Below are 25,205 nucleotides of genomic sequence, written 5' to 3' on the forward strand. Positions count from 1 at the left end.
GGCCTATTAATTAATCGTTTTTGTAGTAAGGGTAGTCACTGTAACCTTGCTCAGTCCCGCCATACATAGTGGCTGTATCGGCTTCATTTAATGGCCATTGATTTTTTATGCGCGCTGGTAAATCAGGGTTTGCGATAAAAGGACGACCAAAAGCAAATAAATCACCGTAGCCTTTAGCTAACATCGCCACCGCTTTTTCAACAGTGTATTTACCAGCGTAAATAATACGCCCAGAAAATTCAGCTCTGGCTGCTTGATAAAATTGCTCTGGTAAATCAGGGGCATTGTCCCAATCAGCTTCTGCAATTGAAAGGTAGGCAATACCAGCTTGCTCAAGTATTTTAATTGCTTCAATGTAGGTATGATGCGGGTTTGATTCTACTAATCCTAAATAAACACGGGTTTCATCAGTACTGCTAAATAAGGGCGCAAATCTAACCCCTAAGCGCTCAGGGCCTACTACGTCACTTACTGCCGCGACAATTTCTTTTAAAAAGCGCAGGCGATTAGTAAGAGAGCCGCCGTATTCATCATCTCGTTTATTGGTGTGCTCAGAAATAAACTGATTTACTAAATACCCATTAGCACAATGCAGTTCTACGCCATCAAACCCCGCTTCTAGCGCATTACGGGCAGCTTGTGCATACATGCCAACAAGCTCTTTTACTTCATCGGTTGTTAAAGCTTGTGGTTCACTTGGGTTGGCTAAAGCGCCTTGAGCTGGTCCTGTTTCAATAAAGACTTTAACGCTATCAGCTGTTAGAGCTGAGGGGGCAATAGGTTTGGCTTCATTAGGCTGTAAGCTAGTATGTGAAACGCGGCCAACGTGCCAAAGCTGGGCAAAAATAATTCCACCTTCTGCATGTACTGCATCAGTTACTTTTTTCCAACCAGCTATTTGTTGATTAGAATGAATGCCCGGTGTCCAGGCATACCCTTGTCCTCTTGGTTCAATTTGAGTGCCTTCGGTAACCATAAAACCAGCACTAGCACGCTGTGCATAATATGTGGCCATCACCTCGTTGGGGATATTGCCAGGAACTGTGCTGCGTGAGCGTGTAAGTGGCGGCATTACAATACGGTTTTTAAGCGTGTATGGGCCTAAATTGATTGATGAAAATAGACTGTCGATATTTTTACTTGGTTGACTCATTTTAATACCTTTTAAATTAATAATGCTGTTTAGCGCCAATTACAATGCTGGTGATCATAGGGATTAAAAGGTACAATTTGAAACAATGCTTTTTTGTTTAAGATACAATTATGAATGGTATATCTCGGCTTGATATAAAACAATTACGAATATTGAGTGCATTACTTAAACTAAAAAATGTGTCGGATGTGGCGCGAAAAATGGGCTTAACCCAGCAGGCTATTAGCGAGCAGCTGCGAAAATTGCGTGACTTATTTGACGATCGGCTTTTTATTCGCCAAGGCAATACAATGGTTGCAACACCTAAGGCTATCGCACTAGAGAAGCCCATTAATCAAATACTAACTCAGGTAGAAGCGTTATTAATACCTAAACAATTTACCCCAAGTAGTTACAAGGGCGTATTTACAATAAGTGCGACTGATTACGCTATAGCAGCTCTTTTGCCACAATTATTAGAAATAACAAGACGCGAAGCGCCAGGATTAAAGCTGATTATTCGTGACTTTGCCTCTGATAATGTTAATCAATTAATAAGTGCAGGAGAGCTGGATTTATTAATTAGTTTTCCTGAATTTATCCCAACAAACTTAATCTATGACACATTATTTGAAGAACAACATATTTGTATTGCGGGCAAAGACACGGTGCTTTCTTCGTCGACGTTGAGCCTTGCTGAAGTGGCGGCACACCCTCAATTAGTGGTTTCAGCGTCACGTGCTAACTTAAGAGGCTCTCACGACCAGTGGTTTGCTGATAAGGGCTATGCGCGCAATATAGTTATGTCAGTGCCTGGCTTTTCATTTGTCCCCGATTTGCTTTGCAGTACTGACTTAATTGCTTTTTACCCATCGCGTTTACTGCCAAACGCCAAAGTGAAACAGCTTGAAGTTGAATTATTACCACCGCCATTTAAGGTGATTGCAGCGTGGCATCCACGTTCAAATAACAGCGATATTCACCAGTGGTTAATAGCGCAATTAAAACGGATTTAGTAACTATTTAATTAGTTGACGAATATCGTTCCCTGTTGGTGCCTCATGGGCACGCAACGAAAAGGCGGGTAATATCGCTAATATATGGTCAAATATATCTGACTGAATATTTTCATACTCACCCCAATTAGTTGTATTGGTAAATGCATAAATTTCAATGGGTAAGCCATTTTTAGTTGGCTCTAGCTGCCTTACCATCAGTGTCATTCCCTGATGAATATGTGGGTGATGTTTTAATAACGCGACTAAATAATGACGAAATGTGCCAACATTAGTGAGCCGACGACCATTTAACGTACAGCTCATATCTATTTTTTTCGTGGTATTTTGCTCGTTAATAGCCGGTAGGGTAATTTCGAGGTAGTGACTTAATAAATCTGCTTTTTTCAGCGCGGTGATCTCTTGCTCATCTAAAAAGCGCACACTGCTCATTTCTATATGGATACTCCGTTTTATGCGCCGTCCACCGGATTCTGACATACCGCGCCAGTTTTTAAATGAGTCAGAAATTAGCGCATAGGTTGGGATAGTGGTAATGGTTTTATCCCAATTTCTTACTTTAACTGTGGTCAAGGCTATATCAATCACATCGCCATCTGCGCCGTATTTGGGCATTTCTAACCAATCACCAACCGCAAGCATACTGTTTGCTGAAAGCTGAATACCGGCCACCAGCCCTAAAATAGCGTCTTTAAACACCAGTAGCAGTACAGCCGATAGCGCACCTAAACCACTGAGTAATATTAACGGGGATTTATTCATTAATAATGAAATCGCTAAAATACCGGTTAATACGCTGGCGATCAGTTTAATTGTTTGTAAAAAACCACGTAATGGAAAGTGAGCTGCAATGGGTTGCCTGTCAGATATTGCTTGAAAAATATTGAGCAAAGAGAACAGCGAGAGCAGTGCAAATAAAATGATCCACTGATCAGTAAACATCTCAATGATATGTAAAAAAGCCGTTCCTTCTGGAACCCAGAGCCTAGCTTGTATAACAACCACAGCACCTTGTAAAACAAAGGAAATATTACGTGTTAATTTAAGCGCTAAGTCGGCAGGCGTGTGGGTATCGGTTTGAACAACTTTATCACTAAAGCGGCCTTTAAGTAGTCGTTTTGAAACTGACCTTAAGATGAGGTGCAATATGAGCGCAAATAAGCCAACCCAGCACAGTACTAATATGTTGTACCATAAATGCGCACTCCCAGGAAAATAAAGACTAAACCATTGCAGTAAAAATTCTCGCAGCTGCGATCGTATTTCAGTCATTTATTTTCCCAAGAGATTTATTTGCGTGAGTTTCATCTATTTAATGAGATCTAGTTAAGCAGATGGGGCGAGAAAAGTCTATTTAAGCCGCGCTTAAATAGACGTTTTAAAAATAATATTTATATTTTATTTTCAGTAAGTTGCAGAGTTAACTCCTCAAAAATACTCGGATCGTCAATGGTTGATGGAATTTGCAGTTCTTCACCATCAATAAGTTGACGTAAGTTTTTGCGTAAAATTTTACCTGAGCGTGTTTTTGGTAAGCGCTCTACACACATAATATTTTTAAGGCACGCAATAGCGCCGATTTGATTACGCACGGTTTGCACCAATTGCTGCTCTACTTCTTTATGCGATCCATGAAAATCATTTTTTAATACCACCATGGCCATGGGGTTTTGACCCTTGAGCGCATCATTAACACCAAATACGGCACATTCAGCAACCGCGGGATGAGCGGCTACAATTTCTTCCATTTCACCGGTTGATAAACGATGCCCCGCAACATTAATCACATCATCGATGCGGCCCATAATAAATAGGTAGCCATCATCATCAATATAACCGCCGTCGCCAGAGAGATAATAGCCTTCATATTCACTTAAATAACCGGCTTTAAAGCGTTCGGTATTTTGCCAAATAGTGGGTAAACATCCTGGCGGTAAAGGCAGTTTAATAACGACTGCACCTTGTTCATTGGGGGCGCATTCGTCACCATTCATATCTAAAATACGTACGTCAAACCCAGGAGTCGCAACCGTTGAACTGCCTGCTTTTGTAGGTAGGTGCTCAATGCCGACAGGATTACAGGCTATCGCCCAACCAGTTTCTGTTTGCCACCAATGATCAAGCACAGGTAGGCCGGTTTTTTCTTTTAGCCAATCGTAGGTGGGAGGATCTAAGCGCTCGCCTGCTAAAAACAAGCGTTTCAGACTTGAAGTATCGTATTGTTTAAACTCATCGGCATTGGGGTCTTCTTTTTTTATCGCTCTAAAGGCTGTTGGTGCGCTAAATAAAGCCGTTACTTTATACTGTTCAACCACTCGCCAAAATGCACTGGCATCCGGGGTTCTAACCGGTTTACCTTCAAATAAAATAGTGGCGCAGCGGTATATAAGTGGGGCATACACTATGTACGAATGGCCTACAACCCAACCAATATCTGAAGCGGCCCAAAACACGTCACCAGGTTTCATTCCGTATACGGTTTCCATGCTGTAATGCATGGCCACGGCATGGCCGCCATTTTCACGAACAACCCCCTTGGGAGTACCCGTTGTGCCTGACGTGTATAAAATATAAAGCGGGTGATCGCCACTTACCGGAACAGGATCAACGCCAGTAGCTGTTTGCATTGCAACAGCCCAGTCAATATCACGCTCAGGCATAAGTGGTGCAGTTACTTGCTCACGCTGATAAATAATACAATGTTCTACTTTATACGAGGCTGATTCGAGGGCGTTATCAAGTAACTCTTTGTATTCAATTACGGTATTCACTTCTACACCGCAAGAAGCACTGAGTACTAACTTAGGCTTGGCGTCATCAATTCTTACGGCAAGCTCATGTGCTGCAAACCCGCCAAAAACGACCGAATGAATAGCGCCGATGCGGGCGCAGGCTAACATGCCAATTACAGCCTCGGGGATCATGGGCATATAAATAACCACGCGGTCGCCTTTTGTTACGCCTAAAGACTGCATTACTCCTGCGAATTTAGCGACTTCTTGTTGTAGTTCAAAGTAACTGTAGCTGCGCGCGGTATTGGTTACGGGTGAGTCATAAATTAACGCTGTTTCATCACCATGGCCGGCAATAACATGCTGATCTACGGCTAAAAAGCAGCTATTAAGTTGGCCATCGGCATACCAGTGATATAAACCGTTTTCATCTTGTGTGTAAGCTGTTTCGGGAGCCTGGTACCAAGGGAGGCGTTTACTTTGCGATAACCAAAACGCTGCCGGGTTTTGTTTAAACTCGTTGTAATGTTGTTTGTATTCACCTGACATAAAGGCTCCTGAGCAAAATTTAATATAACTTTATTTAAAACTAAGCGCTTTTTATCAGGAGTGATATTCGACTATGGTCGGTTGAATAATGAACGGGTTGTGTGGTTTTTAGCTAACGCTATGGTTTATAACGAACTAACAACTAGTTTGATGATTTAAATGAGGTAACATATAAAAATGATGAACTATTTAATGTGGTAATAATGAGTCAAGTTGTCAGAGTAGGCGTTGCAGTGATAGTAATGCATGATAATAAAATTTTACTCGGTGAGCGAATAGGCGCACATGGTGCAAATACCTGGGCAACCCCTGGGGGGCATTTAGAATTTGGTGAAACGGTTGATCAATGTGCAGTGCGCGAAGTAGCAGAAGAGACAGGGCTTACTGTTACTAATATTCGTAAACTCGATTTTACCAACGATATTTTTAGCGCCGAGAACAAGCATTATATTACTTTATATGTGCAGGCAAAGTATGAAGGTGGCGAGCCTGTAAATAAAGAGCCTAACAAATGTTTACAGTGGCGTTGGTGCGATATTAATAACTTACCTTCACCTTTATTTACTTCATTAAAAAATTACTTAACACAAGGCGTTTTACCCACTCAAGACTAAAGGCGCGTTGGAATAGGGAGTTGCCATTTATTTAAAATTTGTTGGTATTCACCGCTTTCTTTTATCGCGTTTAATCTATCAGTAATAATTTTCGCTGTTTGCGGGTTAAGCTGCTTACTTGCTGCAAAGTGAAGAGAGGAAGGTAGCTCATCTAAATGTATACGCTTAGTAATTAAGCTTGGGTCGAGCCCTGTACGCTTTAGCTCGTTTTCAAGTGTGAGGGTGTTAGTCACCACAAAATCGATACGATTTTTATACAGCATTCTCCATAGCTGCTGGTAGTAACTCACTAAGACTAGATTCTCACTTTCAGTAAAGCCTTGAGCTTCTAAATAAGCTTGTGCAGAATAACCGCGAATAGTGGCTACTTTGTATTCTTTGGCAAAGTTTAAGTGAATCACTTCATCGTTATGACTGCGTAAACTTACTAGGTATGCATCTGCAAAATACACTTTTCCCAGCCACTTAAACTGGCTGTTTCTGTTTGGTGTTTTTAACAGTTACAGCATGATGGCATTAGGATTGGCTTGTTGTTGTTGTTGAAACATACGCGCCATCGGCATTATTTCAAACGTTGCTGTTAAAGCCGTGCCTTTTAATACTGCTTTAGCGATATCAACTAAGGCACCCTGCGCTTCACCTTGAGGGTTTTTAAAATGATAAGGGGGCAAATCTTCAGCGATGAAGGTGACCGGGTTTGCGTGACAGACCGCACTATAAAAAACCACTACAAAAAGAGTTAACATCATACGCAAACGCATAAATAATTGTCTTTAAAGCAATACATGAGGCTATTTTAAATAAAATTAATAAAAAGGTACACGGTGATATGTGTTTTAGGTAATCAAATTGTTTAATTATTGTTTTTTATAAATTGACGAGGTGAGCATTGATACCAGCGCTTAAAGGCGCGATTAAAAGAGCTTTGATCATTAAACCCCAACATAGTTGCAATACTGCTTAGCGGATAATGAGGAATATAAGTTAACAAACGGCGTTTTTGCTCTTGCTCAAGAAGAGCAGCAAAATTGGTGTTTTCTTGCTTTAGATGACGTTGCACTGTGCGCGGGGTCATATTTAAAGCACTAGCCGTTCTGATCAGTGAACAGTCCTGCAAATCGTATTTAGCCATTAAAATATGATTAATTTTTTCTGTTAATAATTGCTGACTTTTAAACTGAGATAGCTGTTGCTCTGACATTTGCTTTAGCATAGCGTTAATCTGGGAGTTATCGGTTTTAAAAGGAAGGGTTAAGTAACTACTTGGAAACTCTACTTGATTAAAGTTAGCGCCAGCTTTTACTGGGCAATTAAACCATTGCGCTAATTGTTGTAACTCACTGTCTGAAAAACGTGCTGTAAAATAAACGCAACTAGGCGAAAGCTGAGGATTAAGCAGTTGGCGTATAACACTTACCCACGCGGTCATATTTCGTAATACGGCCTGTGGACTGCACTGTGGGTCTGCTAACCAGGTTACCTTGCAAAGTGTTTGTTGCTGTTCAAACTCAGCACGCCCTATGTTAGCCACTAAACTGTCGTAGCTCAGTAATGCAGTAATGGCACTGGCTAGATTAGTACTTGATTCAATTAAATACCCAAGTACACCAAAATCAGCGGTGCGTATTTGTTTTCCTAACTCAAACCCGAATAAGGAGTCATTTAGCGTTTGCTGTGCATAACTAAGCAGCGCATTATAGCTTTTTAAGCTAATACGAGGCGCTAATTGTTGTGTTTGCTTATTTGTATATTCATCAAATTTAATGGCAGTTAGTATCTCTTGGCTATCTAATCCTGTGCTTTGAAGATAATCCAAACAGCTAGAAAAGTAATGATCGGCTAAGGTTTTCATTTGTCGCCTAAAGCTAAAAAATAGTCATCTAATCGCAAGTTTGCCATGCAATATTTTTATATGCTAGAGCTCTATAAAAATAATAGGGGGCACACAATGATTGAGATAAACGTTAAACATAGTGTGGCAGCAACGCCTGAACAATTACGCACCTTATTATTAGCGCATGCTGATTTGGGGCGCTTTTTTAATGCGCAGTTTGAAGTGTTAACACCGCAAGACTCGGGTGAAATAAGTGGTGGAAAAGGCACCATTAGACAAATAAAAATGCAAGGTACAACATTTAAGGAGCAAATAATAACGGCCAATAATAGCCACATTTGTTACCGCATTTTAGGGGATAAACCCGTTGCACAGCACCGTGGTGATATTTACTTAAAAGCCAATAATACTCAGCCATCACTCACCGAGATCAGCTACCATATTCGTTGTATTGCGCCTTTGTGGTTACCCGACTTTATACTGGCTTTTTTTATAAAAAAAGATGTTAGCCAAGCACTTAAAAAAATAGCCAGCTATTTTCAGGAGAAACGTCATGAGCATTGAAATTATTTTATTGGCACTGAGCCCTATTTTTTTGCTGTTTGTAGGGGTTGAGTTTATAAAATTTAGACGTTGCTACGATATAAAAGACAGCTTAGCCAACGCGTTACTTGCTTTATTACATCAAGGCGCTGATGCCATTGCGTTATTATTATTAATGCCGTTTTTTTATTGGTTGTATCAGTTTCGACTATTTGATATTGAATTGACAGTATTTACTGTTTTAGGCGCTTTTTTACTGCAAGACTTTTTATACTATTGGTTTCATCGTGCATCACACCATATTCATTGGTTATGGGCCGCTCATGTAGTGCATCATAGTTCTACTAAAATGAATTTTACCACTGCGTTTAGGCAAAGCATAATGTACCCAGTAGCCGGCATGTGGGTATTTTGGCTGCCCATGATTCTCATAGGTTTTGACCCGCTTACAGTATTTAGTGTGGTGGCACTTAATTTAGCGTACCAATTTTTTGTGCATACGCAAATCGTAGGCAAGTTAGGCTGGTTGGAAAGGGTATTTAATACGCCATCGCACCACAGGGTTCATCATGCAATTAATAAAAGCTACCTCGATAAAAACTTTGCCGGCGTCCTTATTATTTGGGATAAGCTGTTTGGTACCTTTATAGAGGAGGACAAAAATCAGCCCTGTAAATATGGCATCGTAGGCCAGCTAAATAGCAATAACCCACTAATAATAACGTTTCATCAGTGGGCTCATTTATTAAAAAGTACCTATACGGCGAAAGGGTTAAAAGCGAAATGCGAAGTGCTATTTGGCTACCCAACCAGTAGCATTAAAATTAAATAATAGACTTAAAAGTAAAACTGTAGGGCTAAACTAGCCGCAGTATTATGGTTGTGCCATTTTTCGAGCTTTATTTGGCTGCGAAGCGCTATGTTACGTGACAGCGCATAGCTCCAGGTTAGCGCAGCTTCGCTGTGGTTATTAGCGGTATTATCGTTTAGCCAAAACATATTACCCGTTAGCGCAAGTTTGTGATTGTTATTTACTTGCCAAATAATGCCAGCCTCACTACCTAGCCCTATACTTAGCTGGTTAGAAGTATCACCAGTATTTAGCTCAAACTGTCCCAAAATATAGCCATGCACACTGTTCGGGTTGCCATAAGACTTACCATATCCACCTTTAGTAAAAAATCGGCCAGAGCGTTTGTTTGGGCTTGGTTGCCTATCAAAGCCCATTTTTATATTCCACGACCAGCTATCAAATACACGATTATCGGGGGCAAGCGACATAGCATCAAGTAAGTAAAAATGCTCAATCTGGCTATTACCGCTATCTGATAGGTTAGCTGCTAAGTCAAAAAAGCTAATTTGAGCACCGGGTATAAAGCCAGCGGGTCTGTCGAGTAAATCATGATAAGCAAGTCGATAAGCTAAATTGGTAGTATTTTGCTGGTTATTATTTTGCACTCTTTTAGCTGTTAGCCTTGAAGAACCATGGCCTTGCTCTGGCGAAGCTTTAGGTTTATAGGGCTTAGCTAAAGGAGAAGGGACAGCATACTTACTGCGCATTAATAATAACTTAGTAAGACGAGGGGCTATTTCTTCACGGTTAAGGGCTTTATCGTAAAATTCAAAATTTAGCCATTCGTACGCCATCTCTAGTATGGCTACTAGCTCTTTTTGTGAGTAATTACGGGTATTTAATGGCTTGCCTTGCATAAGCTCCCTCGCATCACTAAGTTGTTGATCACTTAACTGTGTTGAATAGTGATGTAGCTTAGTACCAAAAGCAGGGCGGTAATTAGGAGTTTGCAGTAAGTTGTTGTCTCTAAGTGCGGCAACTGTGTCTGAAGGAATAGCCTGCATGTTAAATTGCGAGGTTAAATTAAGGTCGTCTTTAGCTAATTGTAATAGCCCCAGTAACTGATATGAGCAGTTTTCGTCTATAAAAAAGTAATCAAAAGTGGCGCGTTGTAACTCCCATAAATGCAGTAATACCCGCTCAACTTGTTGCTCAGTTAAATTGAGTTTGTATTCCCAAATATCGCGTGATTCTAAATCATTATATTCGCGTACTTTTTTATAATACGGCATAAGTGAAAACTTACCCGGATAGCTACCAACAAGGCCTTTCAGTGCATACATGGCAGCGTTATCTGAGTCATCAGGTTCTGCCGCAAAGTTTACAGCAAAGGCAATCAGTTCTTTACTACGGGTTTGATCTTTAGCGTCGATGCGCAGTAAAGTGTGCCCAAACATTGATGAAGGGCTGTTCATAAATGCGGTAGGGAATACAAGCGTAACCCCTTTAGGATTAATGACTTGTTGCCAGGTTTTAAGCTCAGCGCAATCAAGAGCAGGCCAATTGTTTTTAATTTTTGATTTTAGCCATGTGTAGCGAGCTGGAAATTGACAGCTGTATTTTTGTTGACTGCTTTTACTGGCATTAAATGCGCTAATGGTGGCATTTAACTCATCTACTGGGCTGGTTTTACCTGTAGGGGATAAAAAAAACTCGGCGCTATCCACCTCGCTTTTCCAGCTTCTGAAGGTTGTATTGCGGTAGTGGCCCAGTTTAAGCCAATAAGGGTGTGTGGCTAAGGTACTTTTTTCAATACTTTTAGCATTTGATTGCATACTAAAAAGTATGGCTAGCAAGGTAAATAATATTTTTTTCATAATCGCTAAATCATAAAAAAGCCGCTAGAGGATACTCTAGCGGCTTTATTTATACATATAAAACCGGCTAATTTAGCTGATTAAGAAAGAGTATAAGAAGCTAGTTGTGCATCGCTTGCTACAACAGCGTTTAGGTTTTCTAACACTGTTTGTGAAGTTACGTTCTCAGAAGTAAATACTGAAGAAAATTGTGCTTGAGCAAGTTTGTTGAATGCTGCTTTATCTTGGTCTGCAACGCCCCAAACCTCAGCAAGTGTTGCTAAAGTTTCGCCTTCACCTTGAGACATATCACGAGCAAGTTGCTCCATGTTGCCATCGATGAATAATGCGATTTTTTCAGAAGAAGTAACAGTACCAGTACCGTCACAACCTAAAGTACCAAAAGTAATACCGAAAGTTTGGTTACCAGAAGTACCATTAGTTGTAGCGCCTAAAATTTTAACGCCTTTACCTTGCTGACCAGCAAATAACATAGAGCCTAGGCCACAACCAATATCTTGGTCAGCCATAGCATTAGAGAAAGGAAGTAAAGAAAGTGCTGCTACTGCGATTATTTTTTTCATATCCATAAATCCATATTTGATTAGTCTTTATTTAGGGTAAACAAAGAGCGCGGAGGATTTTAACAGAGTTGTAGAAAAAAGGAACATAACAAGCTATGAATTTTTTCATGTTGCGCTTACTTTAATTAATAAAATAAACACGTTACTTACTGGTTTTAGCTAGCTTTAAGAACTTTGCTTTTTACTTCTTGGCGCACCCAGTAAAATAAAAAGGTGGCAAATACACACTGATAAAAATGCACTAATTCCCAAAGCGCCACCAAAGCCATCAAGAATGGGAACCAAATAGGCAAAAAACAATGAAAATATAATTGCTGAACTGGCAAGCGTATAAACACCAAAGCGGTGAGGGGCGCTCATGCCAATAAAGGTGCCGCCAAAAAAAACGATACTATAGAGTTCTGCGTTGAGGCTCAGCTGTGCAAAAATCAAATAGGCAATAATTGAAAGTGCAGCTGAGGCTCTTATAGCATCAAAGCGGTTATGCTTTGCTAAATAAAAGGTAAAAAAAGCACCAGCCAAGGCTAATACTGGGTATGTAATAGTCATATCAGCAATCCTTTAGCTAAAACAAACAGGGCTACACTGGCAAATGCAATACTGCCTAATCGTCCGCCAAATCCTGCAAATACATTAAGTGTTAGTGTATATAAAACAGCGCCAATGGCAGAAATAATAGCGATTTCCCAATAGTTGCTAATTAAGTTGGTGGAACACATACCGGCAAAACTACCTGCATAAATGGAGGCATAAGGGTGGTTTTGATAACGTGCAGGAAACGGAATAAATGAGCCGATGAGGCCTGTTAAAGCAGCAGACACAACAATAGGTAATGCCAATGTGGTATGCAATATAAAGCACGACAAGCAGCCGATAAAAAAGGTGATGAATTTTAAAAGTATGAATTTAGTCATAAGGCGCACATCATAAAGGTTCAGTTTTAGCTTTAATAGTTAAAATCGACAATTTAAGACTAAAAGCGATATATGGCTCCCAAAAGAGCAAATAACCGTGGCTTTAAATTAAATGTACGCAATGAATGACTAAAAATAATGCCGTTAATGTTCTATAAATTACAAATTATGTATAATGCAGCATATTTCATATATTAAAAGTTATAACCTAAGGTAATTTATGTCTAACTGTTTGCATTTGGCTATTCCAGCTGGTGATCTTGAAAAAGCGAAAGCGTTTTATTGTGACGTGCTTGGTTGTAAAACGGGTAATAGTGAAGCTGGGCGATGGGTAGACATTGATTTTTGGGGTAACGAGTTAACGCTTCATCAAAGCACAGAGCGCTTACCAACAGTGCGTCATGATGTTGATATGGGCGCAGTAGCTGTACCGCATTTTGGTATTCACTTATCTGAAGATGAATTTCAGGCATTAAAAAAACGTATTGCACACGCGGGCCTTGAATATTTAGATAAGCCTTACCGCCGTTTTGTAGGTGATGAATTTGAGCAAGAAACGTTTTTTATTGAAGATCCAAATGGTAACGTTTTAGAAATGAAAACTATGGTAAACCCAGAAGTCTTATTCAAAAAAGACGAGTAATGATTATGCGCCTAAACGATGACTTTAGGCGTTTTCTCTTGTGAAGGTTTGCTTAGCCTGCGCTTTTCGTAATGACTTTTTTTGATACATTGCTTTATCACCGGCTTTTAAAACCTCATCTAAATTTTTAGGCGCTTCGCTATAGTTTATTTGCCCTACGCTTGCGTAAATAGCGATGGTGTTACCTTGGTGCTCTAAGCTAAGCGCATTTAATTTTTGTTCAAGGGTCGCAACTCGCCGGTTAATTTTATCTTTGCTGGTAAATAATGCCATAGCCACAAACTCATCTCCGCCTAAGCGGCCAACTGCGTCTTCACTGCGCATATGCTGACTAATTGACTCAGCCACTATGCAGAGTACTTTATCGCCAACATCATGGCCGTAGGTATCATTTATTGCTTTAAATCGGTCTAAATCGATATATAAAAAACACAACACGCCACCACGTTGAGCGTGTTTTTTTAATAACTCATTGGCTTTTAAACTCCAGCCTCGGCGGTTACAAATATGACAAAGATGATCGTAATTAGCGTGCCGTTCAGCCTGTTTTTTAGCATAACTGAGTCGTTGAATTCGCCTACCAACTGCAATAGCAAGAAGTAGAGATTCAATCGTAAAAGCAATCACAAACCCATAACGCTGCATAAAAGGACTGTATTCGGTTAGTAACACTCTAAATATCATGCTGATAAATACGCAGCTTAAGGCAATAAATACCAAGCTGGCTTCGTTAATGCCTTGTTTAGCTTGCACGGCTGAGAGTATAAAAATGGTCATAACAATCAGTAATGACAAATAGCCAGTAACGATTGTGGTGATATTAGTAATAGCGGGTAAATCTAAAGCTATTTTTTGTAAGCACAGAGTCAGTACACATAACGCGATAATTTTTAATGCATAGCTTAATTTGCGCCAATACTCAGGTAGCTCTAATAGTGCGCTCATAAACCAAGTGGCACTGGCTATAGTTAAACCAATGCTTAATGTATAAAGGTGGCTGATATATGCAGAAAAGTAGCCATTGGTAAATAAATAGGGTTGACCTTCTTGTAAAAAAATAAAGCTAGCGATACAAAAAAGGTAGGCAGCATATTGGTTAAAGATAGCGTCTCTAATGCCATAACCTATTATTAAAGCATAAAAAATAAGCGTTGCGCATAATCCATAAAACACCCCAAATATTAAATTGTATACCTGAACCTTTTCAATAAATTGCTGTGAGTCTAGCCAAGTAAACCGGGGGTTATAGCTGGCAGTAGTGGTTAAAGTTAGCTTTGCATTAAAGCTACCTTGTTCCATTAAAATAGCCATTTGATTTGTTTTTAAAGGGGCTTTTAATTGGTTATTTTGTTGCCACGAAAAACTCTCAAGTGCCGGGCGGGTAAACGTAAAAACACCGCTTTGGTTTAGCGTTCATACCAACTCAAATTGGTTAATGCCTTTTTCTAGTTTTGTGTCTGCAGCAATACTTTGCGATAAGGGAATTGATACATTGTTGCGATAGATTTTAAATTGCAGCTATCTTTTGCAATAGCTGTATTGCTGATGAGAAAAGTAAAAATGACAAGTAAAGCACCGCAAAATTTAATACATAAGGAGGTGGTTGTATGTAAGTGCTTCCTTATTGTTACGGTGTTATTGAGCATAATAGGGTTATAAAAAAAGGCAGTTACCTTATATTAACAAAGCTTATTATCTTTGCTAGTAAAAATTAATAGTAAAGTTTGATGTAGCGCATGAATGGGTAAATCTTATTTTTATAACTGTATTTCACTAGGGGTTTTATTAAAGTGGCGTTTAAACTCACGGCTAAACTGTGATGCACTGGTGTAACCTACTTTAAAAGCAGCTTCATTTGCTTTGCTGCCCGCTGTGGTAATTAACTCTTTTGCTTTAGCTAAACGTACTTTTTTTAAGTATTGTAAGGGAGATTCAAACGTTACCTGCCTAAATGCACGATGAAAAGAGGAGACGCTCATATTGACCTCTTCAGCTAAACCTTCAACAGTAATAGGGTTTGCATAGTCCTGATGCATCGTTGCTAGTGTGCGAGCTATACGCGCATAATGGCCATCATGCATAGCTAGGCCTATTAAAGTATTCCCTTGGGGGCCGCAAAGGACACGATACACAAGCTCTTTTACTATATCTTCGCCGAATATCTCAGCTTCAAGTGGATTATTTAAAACTGTTAATAACCTATACGTCACTTGCTCCATTGCGCAGTCTAGCTTGGCGGATTGTACTGCACCAATGTGCGCGCTGGAGACTGATAAAGGCTGGTGCTGCATCATCTGATTAACCAGCTTGTGCAACATGGCAGGATTTATATCTATAGCAATGCCCATAACCGGTAAGTCATTATCAGTAAACGCTTCACACTCTAATGGGACAGGTACACCTAGTACCAAGTAATCACCTTCGCCGTATTTTATTTGATGTTCTGGGAAATGAATTATTTTATGGCCTTGGCCAACCACGATTATGCCTGAATTATAAATAAGCGGTTGGCGTGGTGAGCTTTTGGTAGCGCGATGAAAATACACCCCAGGAATAATTGTTTCCATGGTGCCCTCAAAGCTTAGTAAATTATTGTGCTCGGCGTATTGTTGCAACATTTTGGCTATGATGGGCATAAAAGTATCTGTAATTAAAATATTTTGCGTAAAATAACAGTGCTGGTAGTTTTAGGCAAGCTTCTGGCAGTTATTGGGCTTTTTATATATTAACTTTGCCACTAATATGCATCCATCAAAGCTTTACTTGATATGTAACTAAGTAAAGCATTATAAAATTAACCGTCACCTAGGAGCAAAATAATGAAATTTAGCTACGTAAATCCCACTCTCATCCAATTTGGCCAACAGCAAATTGCCGCACTTAGCGACTTGATCGCAAAAGATCAAAAAGTATTGGTTGTTTATGGCGGCGGCTCAATTAAAAAGAACGGCGTGTATGACCAAGTTGCTGCTGCACTTGAAGGTTTTGATTGGGTCGAATTCTCGGGTGTGGGTGCTAACCCAACAATTGAAGTACTTGACCAAGCGGTTAAAATTTGTAAAGAACAAGATATCGACTTTGTATTAGGTGTCGGCGGCGGCTCTGTAATAGACGGCGTTAAATACATTGCCGCTTCTGCAGTATACGACGGCGAAGGTTGGGACATTCCTACTGGTAAGCATACAATTACTAGCGCATTACCAATTGGTGCCGTATTAACGCTACCAGCTACAGGTTCTGAATCTAACCAAAACTCAGTAGTAAGCAAAGAAGCGACTAAGCAAAAATTGCCGTTTGCTTCACCAGAAGTACTGCCTAAATTTGCGATTATGGATCCTGATGTAATGAAAACATTACCACAGCGCCAGCTTGTAAATGGCTTAGTTGATGCGTGGGTGCATACGTGTGAGCAGTACCTTACGTTCCCTGAAGGCGCATTGGTACAAGAAGGATACGCAGAGGCACTATTAAAAACGCTCAAAACACTGGGCGATAACTTTGAAAACCAAGACGATGCATGGCGTGCAAACCTTATGTGGGCAGCTAACCAAGCACTTAATGGCTTAATTGGTTCAGGCGTATCGCAAGATTGGGCAACCCACATGATTGGTCATGAGCTTACTGCTGCCTATGGTGTTGACCATGCGCGTTCGCTTGCTATTGTTCAGCCTTCTTTATTGCGCAATCAATTTGCAGTTAAAAAAGCGAAACTAGAGCAAATGGGTAAAAACGTATTTGGCCTTGAGCAAACAGATGATTTAGCAGAGCAAACAATTCAAGCGATTGAAGCGTTTTACCACAGCCTTGAGGTTGCAACACAGCTAACTGAACATGGTGATGATAAAGCGGCTGCCATTGATAATATTATTGGCAAACTAGAAGCACATGGCATGGTTGCCCTTGGTGAAAACCAAGCGATTACGCTAAAAGAAAGCCGTGAAATTTTAGAACATGCGGTTGCTTAAGCGTTAATTTTAAAAAACCACTGGCTATTAAAGCCGGTGGTTTTTTGTTTTATAGTTAACCTCAGTAAACGCAATTGGCGCCATTAATTGATAAAAAGCCCTTTATTGTCGTTTGCCGCTAATATACTATGTGGCTTTAATTGGTTAGGTTTATTTAAGTCAATTTTAGGCTGAGAAGATAGCTAAATTATGCGCTCAAATCGTTTGTTAATGGTCATGTTACTCGTGCTTGTGCACAGCTTTATAAGTTGTGATGGCGCTGCATACCATTTACAAGAAGACGTTGAGCATGTAAGTAACGCATTATCACAAAACACTATAATCGCTGATAATGACCATGGACAAAGCGATAATCAGCCACCGGTTGAGATTCATGCACACCAACATTGTCACTGTGGCTATTACAGCACACTTAGTCACGCTATTATTCCTCAACAAAGTAAACCCACAGTACTTGTGTATTACCATAGTTTAAATTATCCACCTGATGTACCTCCACCGAATTCATTTAGCTAGTTTTTAATTTAATTTCAATTAATTATTGTGCTTTTAGCTGCCTGCGCGTAAGCGTTTTATGGGCTGTTATGGCATGTTTAAATTGCTAGCTATTTTACACTGTCGCTATTTTTTTGCGAAGGTTGAGAATGGTTTGCAAGTGAACTCTGTTTATTAAAAAACGGACAAGCTATATGAATAAAAAATCAATTATGTTGGTGGTGATGCTGTGCGCGCTGCCTGCTTTCAGTGCGTTTGCAAATGTTAAAACACTAACTCTAAAACAAGCGTTGATAAATACCGAGCAACAAAATCCGCTATTAAAACGCTACCCTTATCATCAAAAAATACTCAGCGCACTTAAATCTCAAGCGGCACTTTCGCCTAACCCTATTTTAAATATAGAAGCTGAAAACTTATTAGGGACAAACGATGCGCGTGGTGTGCAAGACGCTGAAATAACCTTGGCATTTAGCCAGCTTATAGAGCTTGGAGATAAACGCCAAAGCCGCATAAATTACGCAACGGCGAACATTAAAGCCCAAGCAATACAATATCAAAATACTCGGTTAGCTTTATTAGCAACCACTGGTGAGCGATATTACGAGGCGCTTAAATTTCAAACCTTACTTACGCTTAACAGCGAACGATATCACGTGGTGAGCCAAGCTCTCAAAGCAATAAAGCAACGGGCTAACGCCGGCGCTGTATCGCAAGCCGATGTAACCCGTATGCGTTATGCACTAAGCCAAGTTGAGCTTGAGACAGCTAAGCTAAATAGCGAATTTGAGCGAGCGCGTTTATCGCTCAATGAGCTGTGGAATGAGCAACATAACTACACGAATTTCGCAGGGAATATGGCTACCTTAATACCGCTTAAATCTGAGCAAGCGTTACTTAATGCAGTTAACCAAGCGCCTGAGTTTGCCATGTTGCAGCAACAATACTTACAGCAAGCGGCCAACTTAACGCTGCAAAAAGCCAACGGGCAAAGCGACATTAATGTAGGTGCGGGCCTGCGCTACAATCAGCAAAGCGATACCAGTTCGTTGCTGTTTTCGTTTTCTATGCCATTGCAATTGAGTAACCCAAATAGCGGTAATATTGAAGCGGCTAACAGTCAGTTGGCATTGTTACGTGAGCAGCAAGGGCAATTACGGGTTCAGTTACGCCAACAAGTTCGTACCTTGTACGCCTATTACCAAGGCAAAACGTTACAGGTGCAGTTGTTATCAGAGCAGGTTATTCCACAAGCCCAAACACTTATTGAGCAAAGTTTAAAAAGCTATCAACGCGGACAAATTTCGGTGTTGCAATTGCTCGATGCCCAACAAGCTCTATTTGACTCTAAACGCGCACTTATCAATACCTATGCAGCGCTATATCAAACGCACCTTACTCTTGAGCGTTTAACTGGCCAATCTTTAACTGAGACTTTTCAATCATGAACAACACGTTTATCGCATTATTAATATTTCTTTCGTCTACAACGAGCGTTATAAGCACACATGTATTTGCCTCAGCAGAGCATGGGCAAACAGAGCAAACCCAAAAACAAGGTGCCCATGGCGGCTTTTTATTAACCAACGCAAAGCTCACTCTTGAGTTAAAGCTGCGAGAATTGGCAGGTAAAGTTGAGCTGCGCGTATATGGTTATGAGCAAAATCAGCCGATAGATATCAACGATTTAAGCATCGAAATGAACTTAAAACGATTAGTAGAAGCGCCGCAAAAAATACAATTTACGCGTGAGAATGAGTACCTTGTTAGCACGCAACCCATAAATGAGCCACATTCGTTTGCGCTTTTCATTACTGCCAATTATAAAGGTGAACACGTTAGTTTTGAGTACACCCAATACGAAGGTCGCACTATGCTTAGTGAGCGAGCGATTAAAGGTGCGGGTATTAAAACGCAGATAGCACAAAGTGGCGAAGTTGATATTTCTGACACGCTGTTTGGTGTTATTGCACCGACACAGCATGGCACAGTAGAAGTGATGGCGCCATATACCGGATTGATCAGCGATATTTTTGTCAGCATTGGTCAAACGGTTCAAAAAGGTGAGGTACTGGCCAGTGTCACCAACCGTGAAACATTGCAAAACTACAGTATTAAAAGCCCCATTAGTGGTGTGGTAACCGAGCAATATTTAAAGCGTGGCGAACTGGCAAGTACTCGTGCGTTAATGCAGGTCGTGAACCTTGATAAAGTATGGGTTGAGCTCTCAGCCTTTCCTGAAAACATCGAAAATCTAGCCATTGGTCAAAGCGCCATCGTGTACGATTTACATCATCATTTAAATGCCCAAGGTAAGGTGTTTTTTATAGCACCTATGATGACTGGCGGGCATATTGCACGTGCCCGTATTGAGCTTAATAACCCTGATGGTCATTGGCGTCCGGGTATGCATGTTAATACTGATGTCAGTATCGATAAGGTTAATGCTCGCGTGCGTGTAAAGCCTGAGGCTATTCAAGAGTTTAACGGCATGGCGAGTGTGTTTGTGCGTAAAAATAATGTGTTTGAAGTACGCCCGGTTACTTTAGGCGCAAAAAGTAGCGAGTGGGTTGAAGTCATCGCAGGTTTAAGCCCCGGTAGTGAGTACGTCACTGCCAATAGTTATGTGATCAAAGCCGATATTTTAAAAAGCGGCGCAAGTCACGCTCACTAGGAGGTACCATGATTAACTGGATTGTTTCTTTTGCGGTTAAACGCCGCATGATGGTGCTTGCGCTAACATTTTTATTTGCTGGGTTTGGTGTGTATAACATCCAAAACTTAGCGGTAGATGCTGTCCCCGATATTACCAACGTGCAAGTGCAAATTAATACTAAAGCGCCTGGTTTTACACCGCTTGAAGTTGAGCAGCGTATCACTTACTTAGTCGAAACGGCGATGGCGGGTATTCCTAAGCTTGATTACACCCGTTCGCTCTCTCGCTATGGGCTTTCTCAAGTAACCGTTATTTTTGATGAAGGCACCGATATTTATTGGGCGCGCCAACAAATATCAGAGCGCATTCAAAGTATTCGCGCCGATTTACCTAATAATATTGAGCCAAACCTTGGACCTATTGCCAGTGGTTTAGGTGAAATATTTACCTATAGCGTGCATGTAAAGCCCAATGCGTTAAAAAGTGATGGTACGGCGTATAACGCCGAAGACTTGCGTACTTTGCAAGACTGGGTTATTCGTCCGCAGCTTTTAAAAGTAAAAGGCGTAACCGAAATAAACAGCCAAGGTGGCTTTGAGCGCCAATACCAGGTTGCGCCCATGCCAGAAAAGCTCATTGCTTATAAGCTGACAATCAAGGATGTTATTAGTGCACTTGAGCTTAATAACAGCAACCGTGGCGCAGGGTTCATAGAGCGCTTTGACGGCCAATATTTAGTGCGCTCGCCTGGGCAATTAAAAACCTTAGCCGATATAGCAAACACCGTTATCGCCAAGCGTGATGATGCTCCTGTGCGAATTAAAGATGTGGCCAATGTGTATTTAGGAAAAGAACTTAGAACCGGCGCGGCTACCTATAATGGCGAAGAAACCGTACTAGGCACGGCAATGATGCTAATAGGTGAAAACAGCCGTGTGGTTGCCAAAGCCATGGCTGACAAGTTGATAGAGGTACAAAAAAGCTTACCTGCAGGGGTTATCGTTGAGCCTGTCTATGACCGTACCAATCTGGTTGATAAAACCATTGCCACAGTACAAAAAAACCTGTTTGAAGGGGCGGTATTGGTCATCGTCATTCTGTTGTTATTGCTTGGGAATATCACTGGTGCGCTTATTACCGCCATGGTTATTCCGCTGAGTATGCTATTTGCTATTACAGGCATGGTGGGCAATCGAGTCTCGGGTAACTTAATGAGCTTAGGTGCAATCGATTTTGGATTAATTGTTGATGGCGCGGTGATTGTGGTTGAAAACTGCCTTCGTCAATTAGGGATAGCTCAACATAAACATGGCCGCTTACTTACGCTCAGTGAGCGTTTAGAGGTTGTAACTTCAGCCACCAAAGAAGTGTTTAGCCCCGCAGTATTTGGTATTTTAATTATTATGTTGGTGTATTTACCGCTATTTGCGCTCAGTGGTGTTGAGGGCAAAATGTTTCAGCCTATGGCGTTTACCGTGGTTGCCGCATTAATAGGTGCACTTATTTTTGCTGTCACCTTTGTGCCGGCGGCTATTGCCGTATTTGTGCGTGGTAAAGTAGATGAAAGCGAAAACGCAGTAATGCGTGGCGTTAAAAAAATCTACAAGCCACTGCTTAACTTATCGCTTAAATTACCGTGGCTGATGGTGAGTATTGCCACTGCTTTGGTATTAGTGCTTGGCTTTAAAGTTAAAAATATGGGCGCCGAATTCTTACCGCAGCTAGATGAAGGTGACATTGCAATGCATGCGCTGCGTATTACTGGCACCGGTATTGAACAATCGGTGCAAATGCAAAAGCAGTTGGAGCAGGCTTTATTAGCGCAACCCGAAATTGCGAACGTATTTTCGAAGATTGGTACTGCGGATGTAGCCAGCGATCCTATGCCGCCAAATGTTGCCGACACCTTTTTAATGTTAAAGCCGTCCGAGCAATGGCCAAACCCATCACTGAGTAAAGACGCGTTAGTGCAGCAAATTCGTCATCGCGTGAATGAGGTACCGGGTAATAACTATGAATTTACCCAGCCTATAGAAATGCGCTTTAACGAGTTAATTGCTGGTGTGCGTGCCGATGTAGCGCTGCGTATTTACGGTGACGATTTAGCCATACTTAAGCAGTTTGGCGAAAAAGCCACCGGTTTAATGCGAAATATTACCGGTGCTACCGATGTTCGTTTAGAGCAAATGGAGGGCTTGCCTACACTCTCTGTTACCCCAATGCGAGACCATATGGCGCTATTAGGATTAACCGTAAACGACATTCAACAAACGCTTGTCGCTGCCGTTGGTGGGGTGCAAACAGGGCTCATTTATGAGGGCGATAAGCGCTTTTCGTTACTAGTACGCTTAGATAAGCGTTGGTCTGCTGATGTCTCTGCGCTTGCGCGTTTACCTATTGCATTACCTCAAAGTAGTAACCCTGAGCTTGCATTTGTACCGCTTGGAGAAGTGGCTACAATCAGCATTGAAAAAGGGCCGAATCAAATAAACCGCGAAAGTGGTAAGCGTAATGTGGTAGTAACGGCCAATGTAGCGGGGCGCGACTTAGCAAGCTTTGTCAGTGATGCCCAAGCGAAAATGAACGCACAACTTAACCTACCTAGCGGTTACTGGCTTGAATACGGCGGTACGTTTGAGCAATTACAATCGGCGAGTAAACGTTTGTCGTTGGTTGTGCCTGTGACTTTATTGCTTATTTTTGGCTTACTTTATAGTGCTTTTGGCTCGCTGCGTGATTCACTCATTATATTCAGCGGTGTACCTCTGGCACTGACCGGTGGGGTATTGGCGTTATTGCTACGAGATATGCCGCTTTCTATTTCAGCGGGTGTGGGGTTTATTGCCCTAAGTGGTGTTGCGGTATTAAACGGTGTAGTGATGTTGTCGTTTATTAAGCAGTTACGAAACGAAGGGTTAAGTTTATACCATGCAATACACAGCGGCGCATTACAGCGATTACGCCCCGTGCTGATGACCGCGCTTGTGGCAAGTTTAGGCTTTATACCGATGGCGCTCAATACCGGTACCGGCTCTGAGGTGCAAAGGCCATTAGCAACCGTGGTTGTAGGCGGTATTATGTCATCTACCTTACTAACGCTATTAATTTTGCCAGCACTTTATAAGTTAGTGCATACAAAATTTAAAAAGCCGCAAACAGCTTAGGATCTGTTGATCTTTGCGGATTAAAATTTGTTCAAACTAGGGGCGGTTTAATCGCGGCGCGAGGTTTGTAACCTAGTGGGCTAAGTAAAAACCGAGCAAAGCTTCCGCGTCCTGCTCACGCCCCTTACCTACATCCATGTAGGCAACAAAGAGTAAATCGCCCCTAGGCAGAACCCTTAGGGCAGCGCCTGTTTGGCATTGATGCTACGTTATTGCCTATTTATGGGGAATAACCACACCACATAGGCTCCGCCTTGCCTAAATACCAAACAAACTGCTGCAAATTCAACCTTGAAAGATCAACAGACCCTAGCTAATTACCAATTAGGTAATAACGTAAAAAGCAGCTGAAGTGTCAGCTGCTTTTTCGTTTTTATTAAGTAAAGCGTGCAGTTTAATTATATTGAAACAGGTTATCCCAGCGTTCATCTAATATGGCCTTTGCGTGCTCTAGATTTATCGCGTTATATAGGGTGTTTGTGCAGGTTACTAAATGCATACGTTCAAGTTTTTCAAGCGCATCACTAATTTCAAAATCTAGCTCGCATTGATACTTAGTTTTAAACCACGTCTCTATTTGCTCATCAAGCGCGTGTGCGCTTAAGCCATTTTTAGATTTTAGTAAAAACGTATACGCAAGCAGGGCTTCTTTAATGTCTTCTTCTTCGGCAGCGTCTATCAGAGTGTGGAATACACCGGCGTTGTTATCTAGGTTTTTAAAGTAGAGATTATCGCTCAACGCTTTCATAAATTTAATTTTGCGGTTTTTAAATTTACTCCACTCTTTAAAAACAAAACTACCAAATACCCCAATACCAATCGCTAACGTAATAAAGTGCTGCTGAGTCATGGTAACGGCTTCATCTCTAAACCCTCCCCAAAATGCAAACAAAGCAAACAATAAAAGTAATGAGGCGCCCAGTTTGGTAACTAACACCACCGCACCGCCAATAAGTGCAGATGAGCCAATAATAATTTTATCAATCGGGCGCATGCGTACTTCGCTATTAGGAAATAGCATTTCTAAGTCAGCTTTTGGCACATTTTGAAATAGTTTTACTATGGTTGAGCTGGGCTCAAACCCCATAGGTAGTTTATTTTTTGATTCAAAATAGGCTTTATCTTTAAAACGGATAAATACTGCTACGCGATCGTAGTTGGTAAAATGCAGTGGCTTTTTACGTAACCCCCAAAAACTGGTTATGGTTTCGGTGAGTTGCGATTCGCCTCTGCGATAAAAAACCACTTCTTCAAAATCCTCAAACTCTACCTCAAGGCGAACTTTAAAAAGCGATTCTTCGTTGAGTGCATCTTGTAGGTCTTGATGGGTGATCACTTCAAAATTAGCCGCATTTAATACGTTGGCGAAATCTTTAGCAAAATTGCGTTGGCACTGGGCTTTTTGTTCATCAGTCACGCTGTTTATCAAACGAGTATCGCTATTTGGATCAAAAGGCGCGTAATTATTTTTTAATGACTCAAGTGTGCCATGGTACTGAAAGTGAATTAAGCTAGCTAAAAGTTCACAAAGCTGCTTAAAAGAAGTTTGTTGGTCTTTAGCAAGCTTTTTGGCGCACATTGTAATGATGTCGTGTTTTCTAAAGGGAATGTAGCGAGCAGTTTGCATATGGTGAAAATTTTAAAAGTATAATGATATGTAAAGATAATAAAGCAGTCTTTTACTGATTACTATGTTGACTGTATTTCTTCAGGTA

General features: G+C 41.0%; 21 protein-coding genes and 1 pseudogene. 10 read left to right on the forward strand and 12 right to left on the reverse strand.

The window, feature by feature from the left end; all coding sequences use genetic code 11:
• Window positions 1-10: 10 nt before the first annotated feature.
• On the reverse strand, window positions 11-1,153 hold the full coding sequence (locus BG00_RS06765) for an alkene reductase (RefSeq protein ID WP_190276261.1): 1,143 nt from the start codon (window positions 1,151-1,153) through the stop codon (window positions 11-13).
• Between the two features lie 110 nt (window positions 1,154-1,263).
• On the opposite strand from BG00_RS06765, the gene BG00_RS06770 reads away from it, so the two are divergent.
• The gene (locus tag BG00_RS06770) at window positions 1,264-2,148 is read left to right on the forward strand and encodes a LysR family transcriptional regulator (protein WP_036981409.1); all 885 of its coding nucleotides are present in this window, start codon (window positions 1,264-1,266) and stop codon (window positions 2,146-2,148) included.
• A 3-nt stretch (window positions 2,149-2,151) separates the two neighbouring features.
• Here BG00_RS06770 and BG00_RS06775 read toward each other — a convergent pair whose 3' ends face one another.
• Both BG00_RS06775 and BG00_RS06780 read right to left on the reverse strand, forming a co-directional pair.
• Window positions 2,152-3,420, reverse strand: a complete 1,269-nt coding sequence (locus BG00_RS06775; protein WP_036981411.1) for a mechanosensitive ion channel family protein — start codon at window positions 3,418-3,420, stop codon at window positions 2,152-2,154.
• Between the two features lie 119 nt (window positions 3,421-3,539).
• The gene (locus BG00_RS06780; protein ID WP_036981413.1) at window positions 3,540-5,429 is read right to left on the reverse strand and encodes a propionyl-CoA synthetase; all 1,890 of its coding nucleotides are present in this window, start codon (window positions 5,427-5,429) and stop codon (window positions 3,540-3,542) included.
• Between the two features lie 203 nt (window positions 5,430-5,632).
• Here BG00_RS06780 and BG00_RS06785 point away from each other — a divergent pair, with 203 nt between their 5' ends.
• A complete protein-coding gene (locus tag BG00_RS06785) occupies window positions 5,633-6,043 on the forward strand; it encodes a nucleotide triphosphate diphosphatase NUDT15 (RefSeq protein WP_036981416.1) in 411 nt (136 codons plus the stop codon).
• Here BG00_RS06785 and BG00_RS06790 read toward each other — a convergent pair.
• Together BG00_RS06790 and BG00_RS06795 are read right to left on the reverse strand one after the other, a co-directional pair.
• Window positions 6,040-6,804: pseudogene (locus BG00_RS06790) on the reverse strand (substrate-binding periplasmic protein). The gene BG00_RS06785 and the pseudogene BG00_RS06790 overlap by 4 nt on opposite strands.
• Before the next feature lie 92 nt (window positions 6,805-6,896).
• A complete protein-coding gene (locus BG00_RS06795; protein WP_036981418.1) occupies window positions 6,897-7,895 on the reverse strand; it encodes an AraC family transcriptional regulator in 999 nt (332 codons plus the stop codon).
• A 96-nt stretch (window positions 7,896-7,991) separates the two neighbouring features.
• Here BG00_RS06795 and BG00_RS06800 point away from each other — a divergent pair, with 96 nt between their 5' ends.
• On the forward strand, window positions 7,992-8,441 hold the full coding sequence (locus tag BG00_RS06800; protein ID WP_036956606.1) for an SRPBCC family protein: 450 nt from the start codon (window positions 7,992-7,994) through the stop codon (window positions 8,439-8,441).
• A complete protein-coding gene (locus BG00_RS06805; protein WP_036981421.1) occupies window positions 8,431-9,252 on the forward strand; it encodes a sterol desaturase family protein in 822 nt (273 codons plus the stop codon). Before BG00_RS06800 ends, BG00_RS06805 begins: the two co-directional genes overlap by 11 nt.
• A gap of 5 nt (window positions 9,253-9,257) precedes the next feature.
• Here BG00_RS06805 and BG00_RS06810 read toward each other — a convergent pair whose 3' ends face one another.
• The 4 genes from BG00_RS06810 to BG00_RS06825 form a co-directional block, all read right to left on the reverse strand.
• Window positions 9,258-11,090: an Lnb N-terminal periplasmic domain-containing protein gene (locus BG00_RS06810; protein WP_036981425.1), complete on the reverse strand. Its 1,833-nt coding sequence runs from the start codon at window positions 11,088-11,090 to the stop codon at window positions 9,258-9,260.
• Between the two features lie 80 nt (window positions 11,091-11,170).
• Complete coding sequence (locus BG00_RS06815; protein WP_036956603.1) at window positions 11,171-11,653, reverse strand: DUF3015 domain-containing protein; 483 nt, start codon at window positions 11,651-11,653, stop codon at window positions 11,171-11,173.
• Between the two features lie 165 nt (window positions 11,654-11,818).
• Window positions 11,819-12,202 (reverse strand): hypothetical protein, encoded by a 384-nt coding sequence (locus BG00_RS06820; RefSeq protein ID WP_036981428.1) that lies wholly within the window; start codon window positions 12,200-12,202, stop codon window positions 11,819-11,821.
• Window positions 12,199-12,567 (reverse strand): hypothetical protein, encoded by a 369-nt coding sequence (locus BG00_RS06825; protein ID WP_171034667.1) that lies wholly within the window; start codon window positions 12,565-12,567, stop codon window positions 12,199-12,201. The genes BG00_RS06820 and BG00_RS06825 overlap by 4 nt, the downstream gene beginning before the upstream one ends.
• A gap of 220 nt (window positions 12,568-12,787) precedes the next feature.
• On the opposite strand from BG00_RS06825, the gene BG00_RS06830 reads away from it, so the two are divergent.
• On the forward strand, window positions 12,788-13,210 hold the full coding sequence (locus BG00_RS06830) for a VOC family protein (RefSeq protein ID WP_036981430.1): 423 nt from the start codon (window positions 12,788-12,790) through the stop codon (window positions 13,208-13,210).
• Window positions 13,211-13,234: 24 nt separating this feature from the next.
• On the opposite strand, the gene BG00_RS06835 is transcribed toward BG00_RS06830, so the two are convergent.
• Both BG00_RS06835 and BG00_RS06840 read right to left on the reverse strand, forming a co-directional pair.
• Window positions 13,235-14,521 carry a sensor domain-containing diguanylate cyclase gene (locus BG00_RS06835; RefSeq protein WP_253861354.1) on the reverse strand — a complete coding sequence of 429 codons (1,287 nt, stop codon included), beginning with the start codon at window positions 14,519-14,521 and terminating at the stop codon, window positions 13,235-13,237.
• A 446-nt stretch (window positions 14,522-14,967) separates the two neighbouring features.
• A complete protein-coding gene (locus BG00_RS06840; RefSeq protein ID WP_036956599.1) occupies window positions 14,968-15,846 on the reverse strand; it encodes an AraC family transcriptional regulator in 879 nt (292 codons plus the stop codon).
• Window positions 15,847-16,029: 183 nt separating this feature from the next.
• Here BG00_RS06840 and BG00_RS06845 point away from each other — a divergent pair, with 183 nt between their 5' ends.
• From BG00_RS06845 to BG00_RS06865, 5 genes are all read left to right on the forward strand, one after another.
• Window positions 16,030-17,175: an iron-containing alcohol dehydrogenase gene (locus BG00_RS06845; RefSeq protein ID WP_013465765.1), complete on the forward strand. Its 1,146-nt coding sequence runs from the start codon at window positions 16,030-16,032 to the stop codon at window positions 17,173-17,175.
• Between the two features lie 189 nt (window positions 17,176-17,364).
• Complete coding sequence (locus tag BG00_RS06850) at window positions 17,365-17,691, forward strand: hypothetical protein (RefSeq protein WP_036981433.1); 327 nt, start codon at window positions 17,365-17,367, stop codon at window positions 17,689-17,691.
• A 173-nt stretch (window positions 17,692-17,864) separates the two neighbouring features.
• Window positions 17,865-19,118 (forward strand): TolC family protein, encoded by a 1,254-nt coding sequence (locus BG00_RS06855; protein WP_036981435.1) that lies wholly within the window; start codon window positions 17,865-17,867, stop codon window positions 19,116-19,118.
• Window positions 19,115-20,344 (forward strand): efflux RND transporter periplasmic adaptor subunit, encoded by a 1,230-nt coding sequence (locus tag BG00_RS06860; RefSeq protein ID WP_036981436.1) that lies wholly within the window; start codon window positions 19,115-19,117, stop codon window positions 20,342-20,344. Before BG00_RS06855 ends, BG00_RS06860 begins: the two co-directional genes overlap by 4 nt.
• Before the next feature lie 8 nt (window positions 20,345-20,352).
• On the forward strand, window positions 20,353-23,490 hold the full coding sequence (locus BG00_RS06865) for an efflux RND transporter permease subunit (RefSeq protein ID WP_036981437.1): 3,138 nt from the start codon (window positions 20,353-20,355) through the stop codon (window positions 23,488-23,490).
• Between the two features lie 394 nt (window positions 23,491-23,884).
• On the opposite strand, the gene BG00_RS06870 is transcribed toward BG00_RS06865, so the two are convergent.
• A complete protein-coding gene (locus BG00_RS06870; protein WP_036981438.1) occupies window positions 23,885-25,117 on the reverse strand; it encodes a TMEM143 family protein in 1,233 nt (410 codons plus the stop codon).
• Window positions 25,118-25,205: the final 88 nt, after the last annotated feature.

It is taken from the genome of Pseudoalteromonas sp. SCSIO_11900 (genome assembly GCF_000576475.1).
Taxonomy (GTDB): Bacteria; Pseudomonadota; Gammaproteobacteria; order Enterobacterales; family Alteromonadaceae; genus Pseudoalteromonas; species Pseudoalteromonas tetraodonis.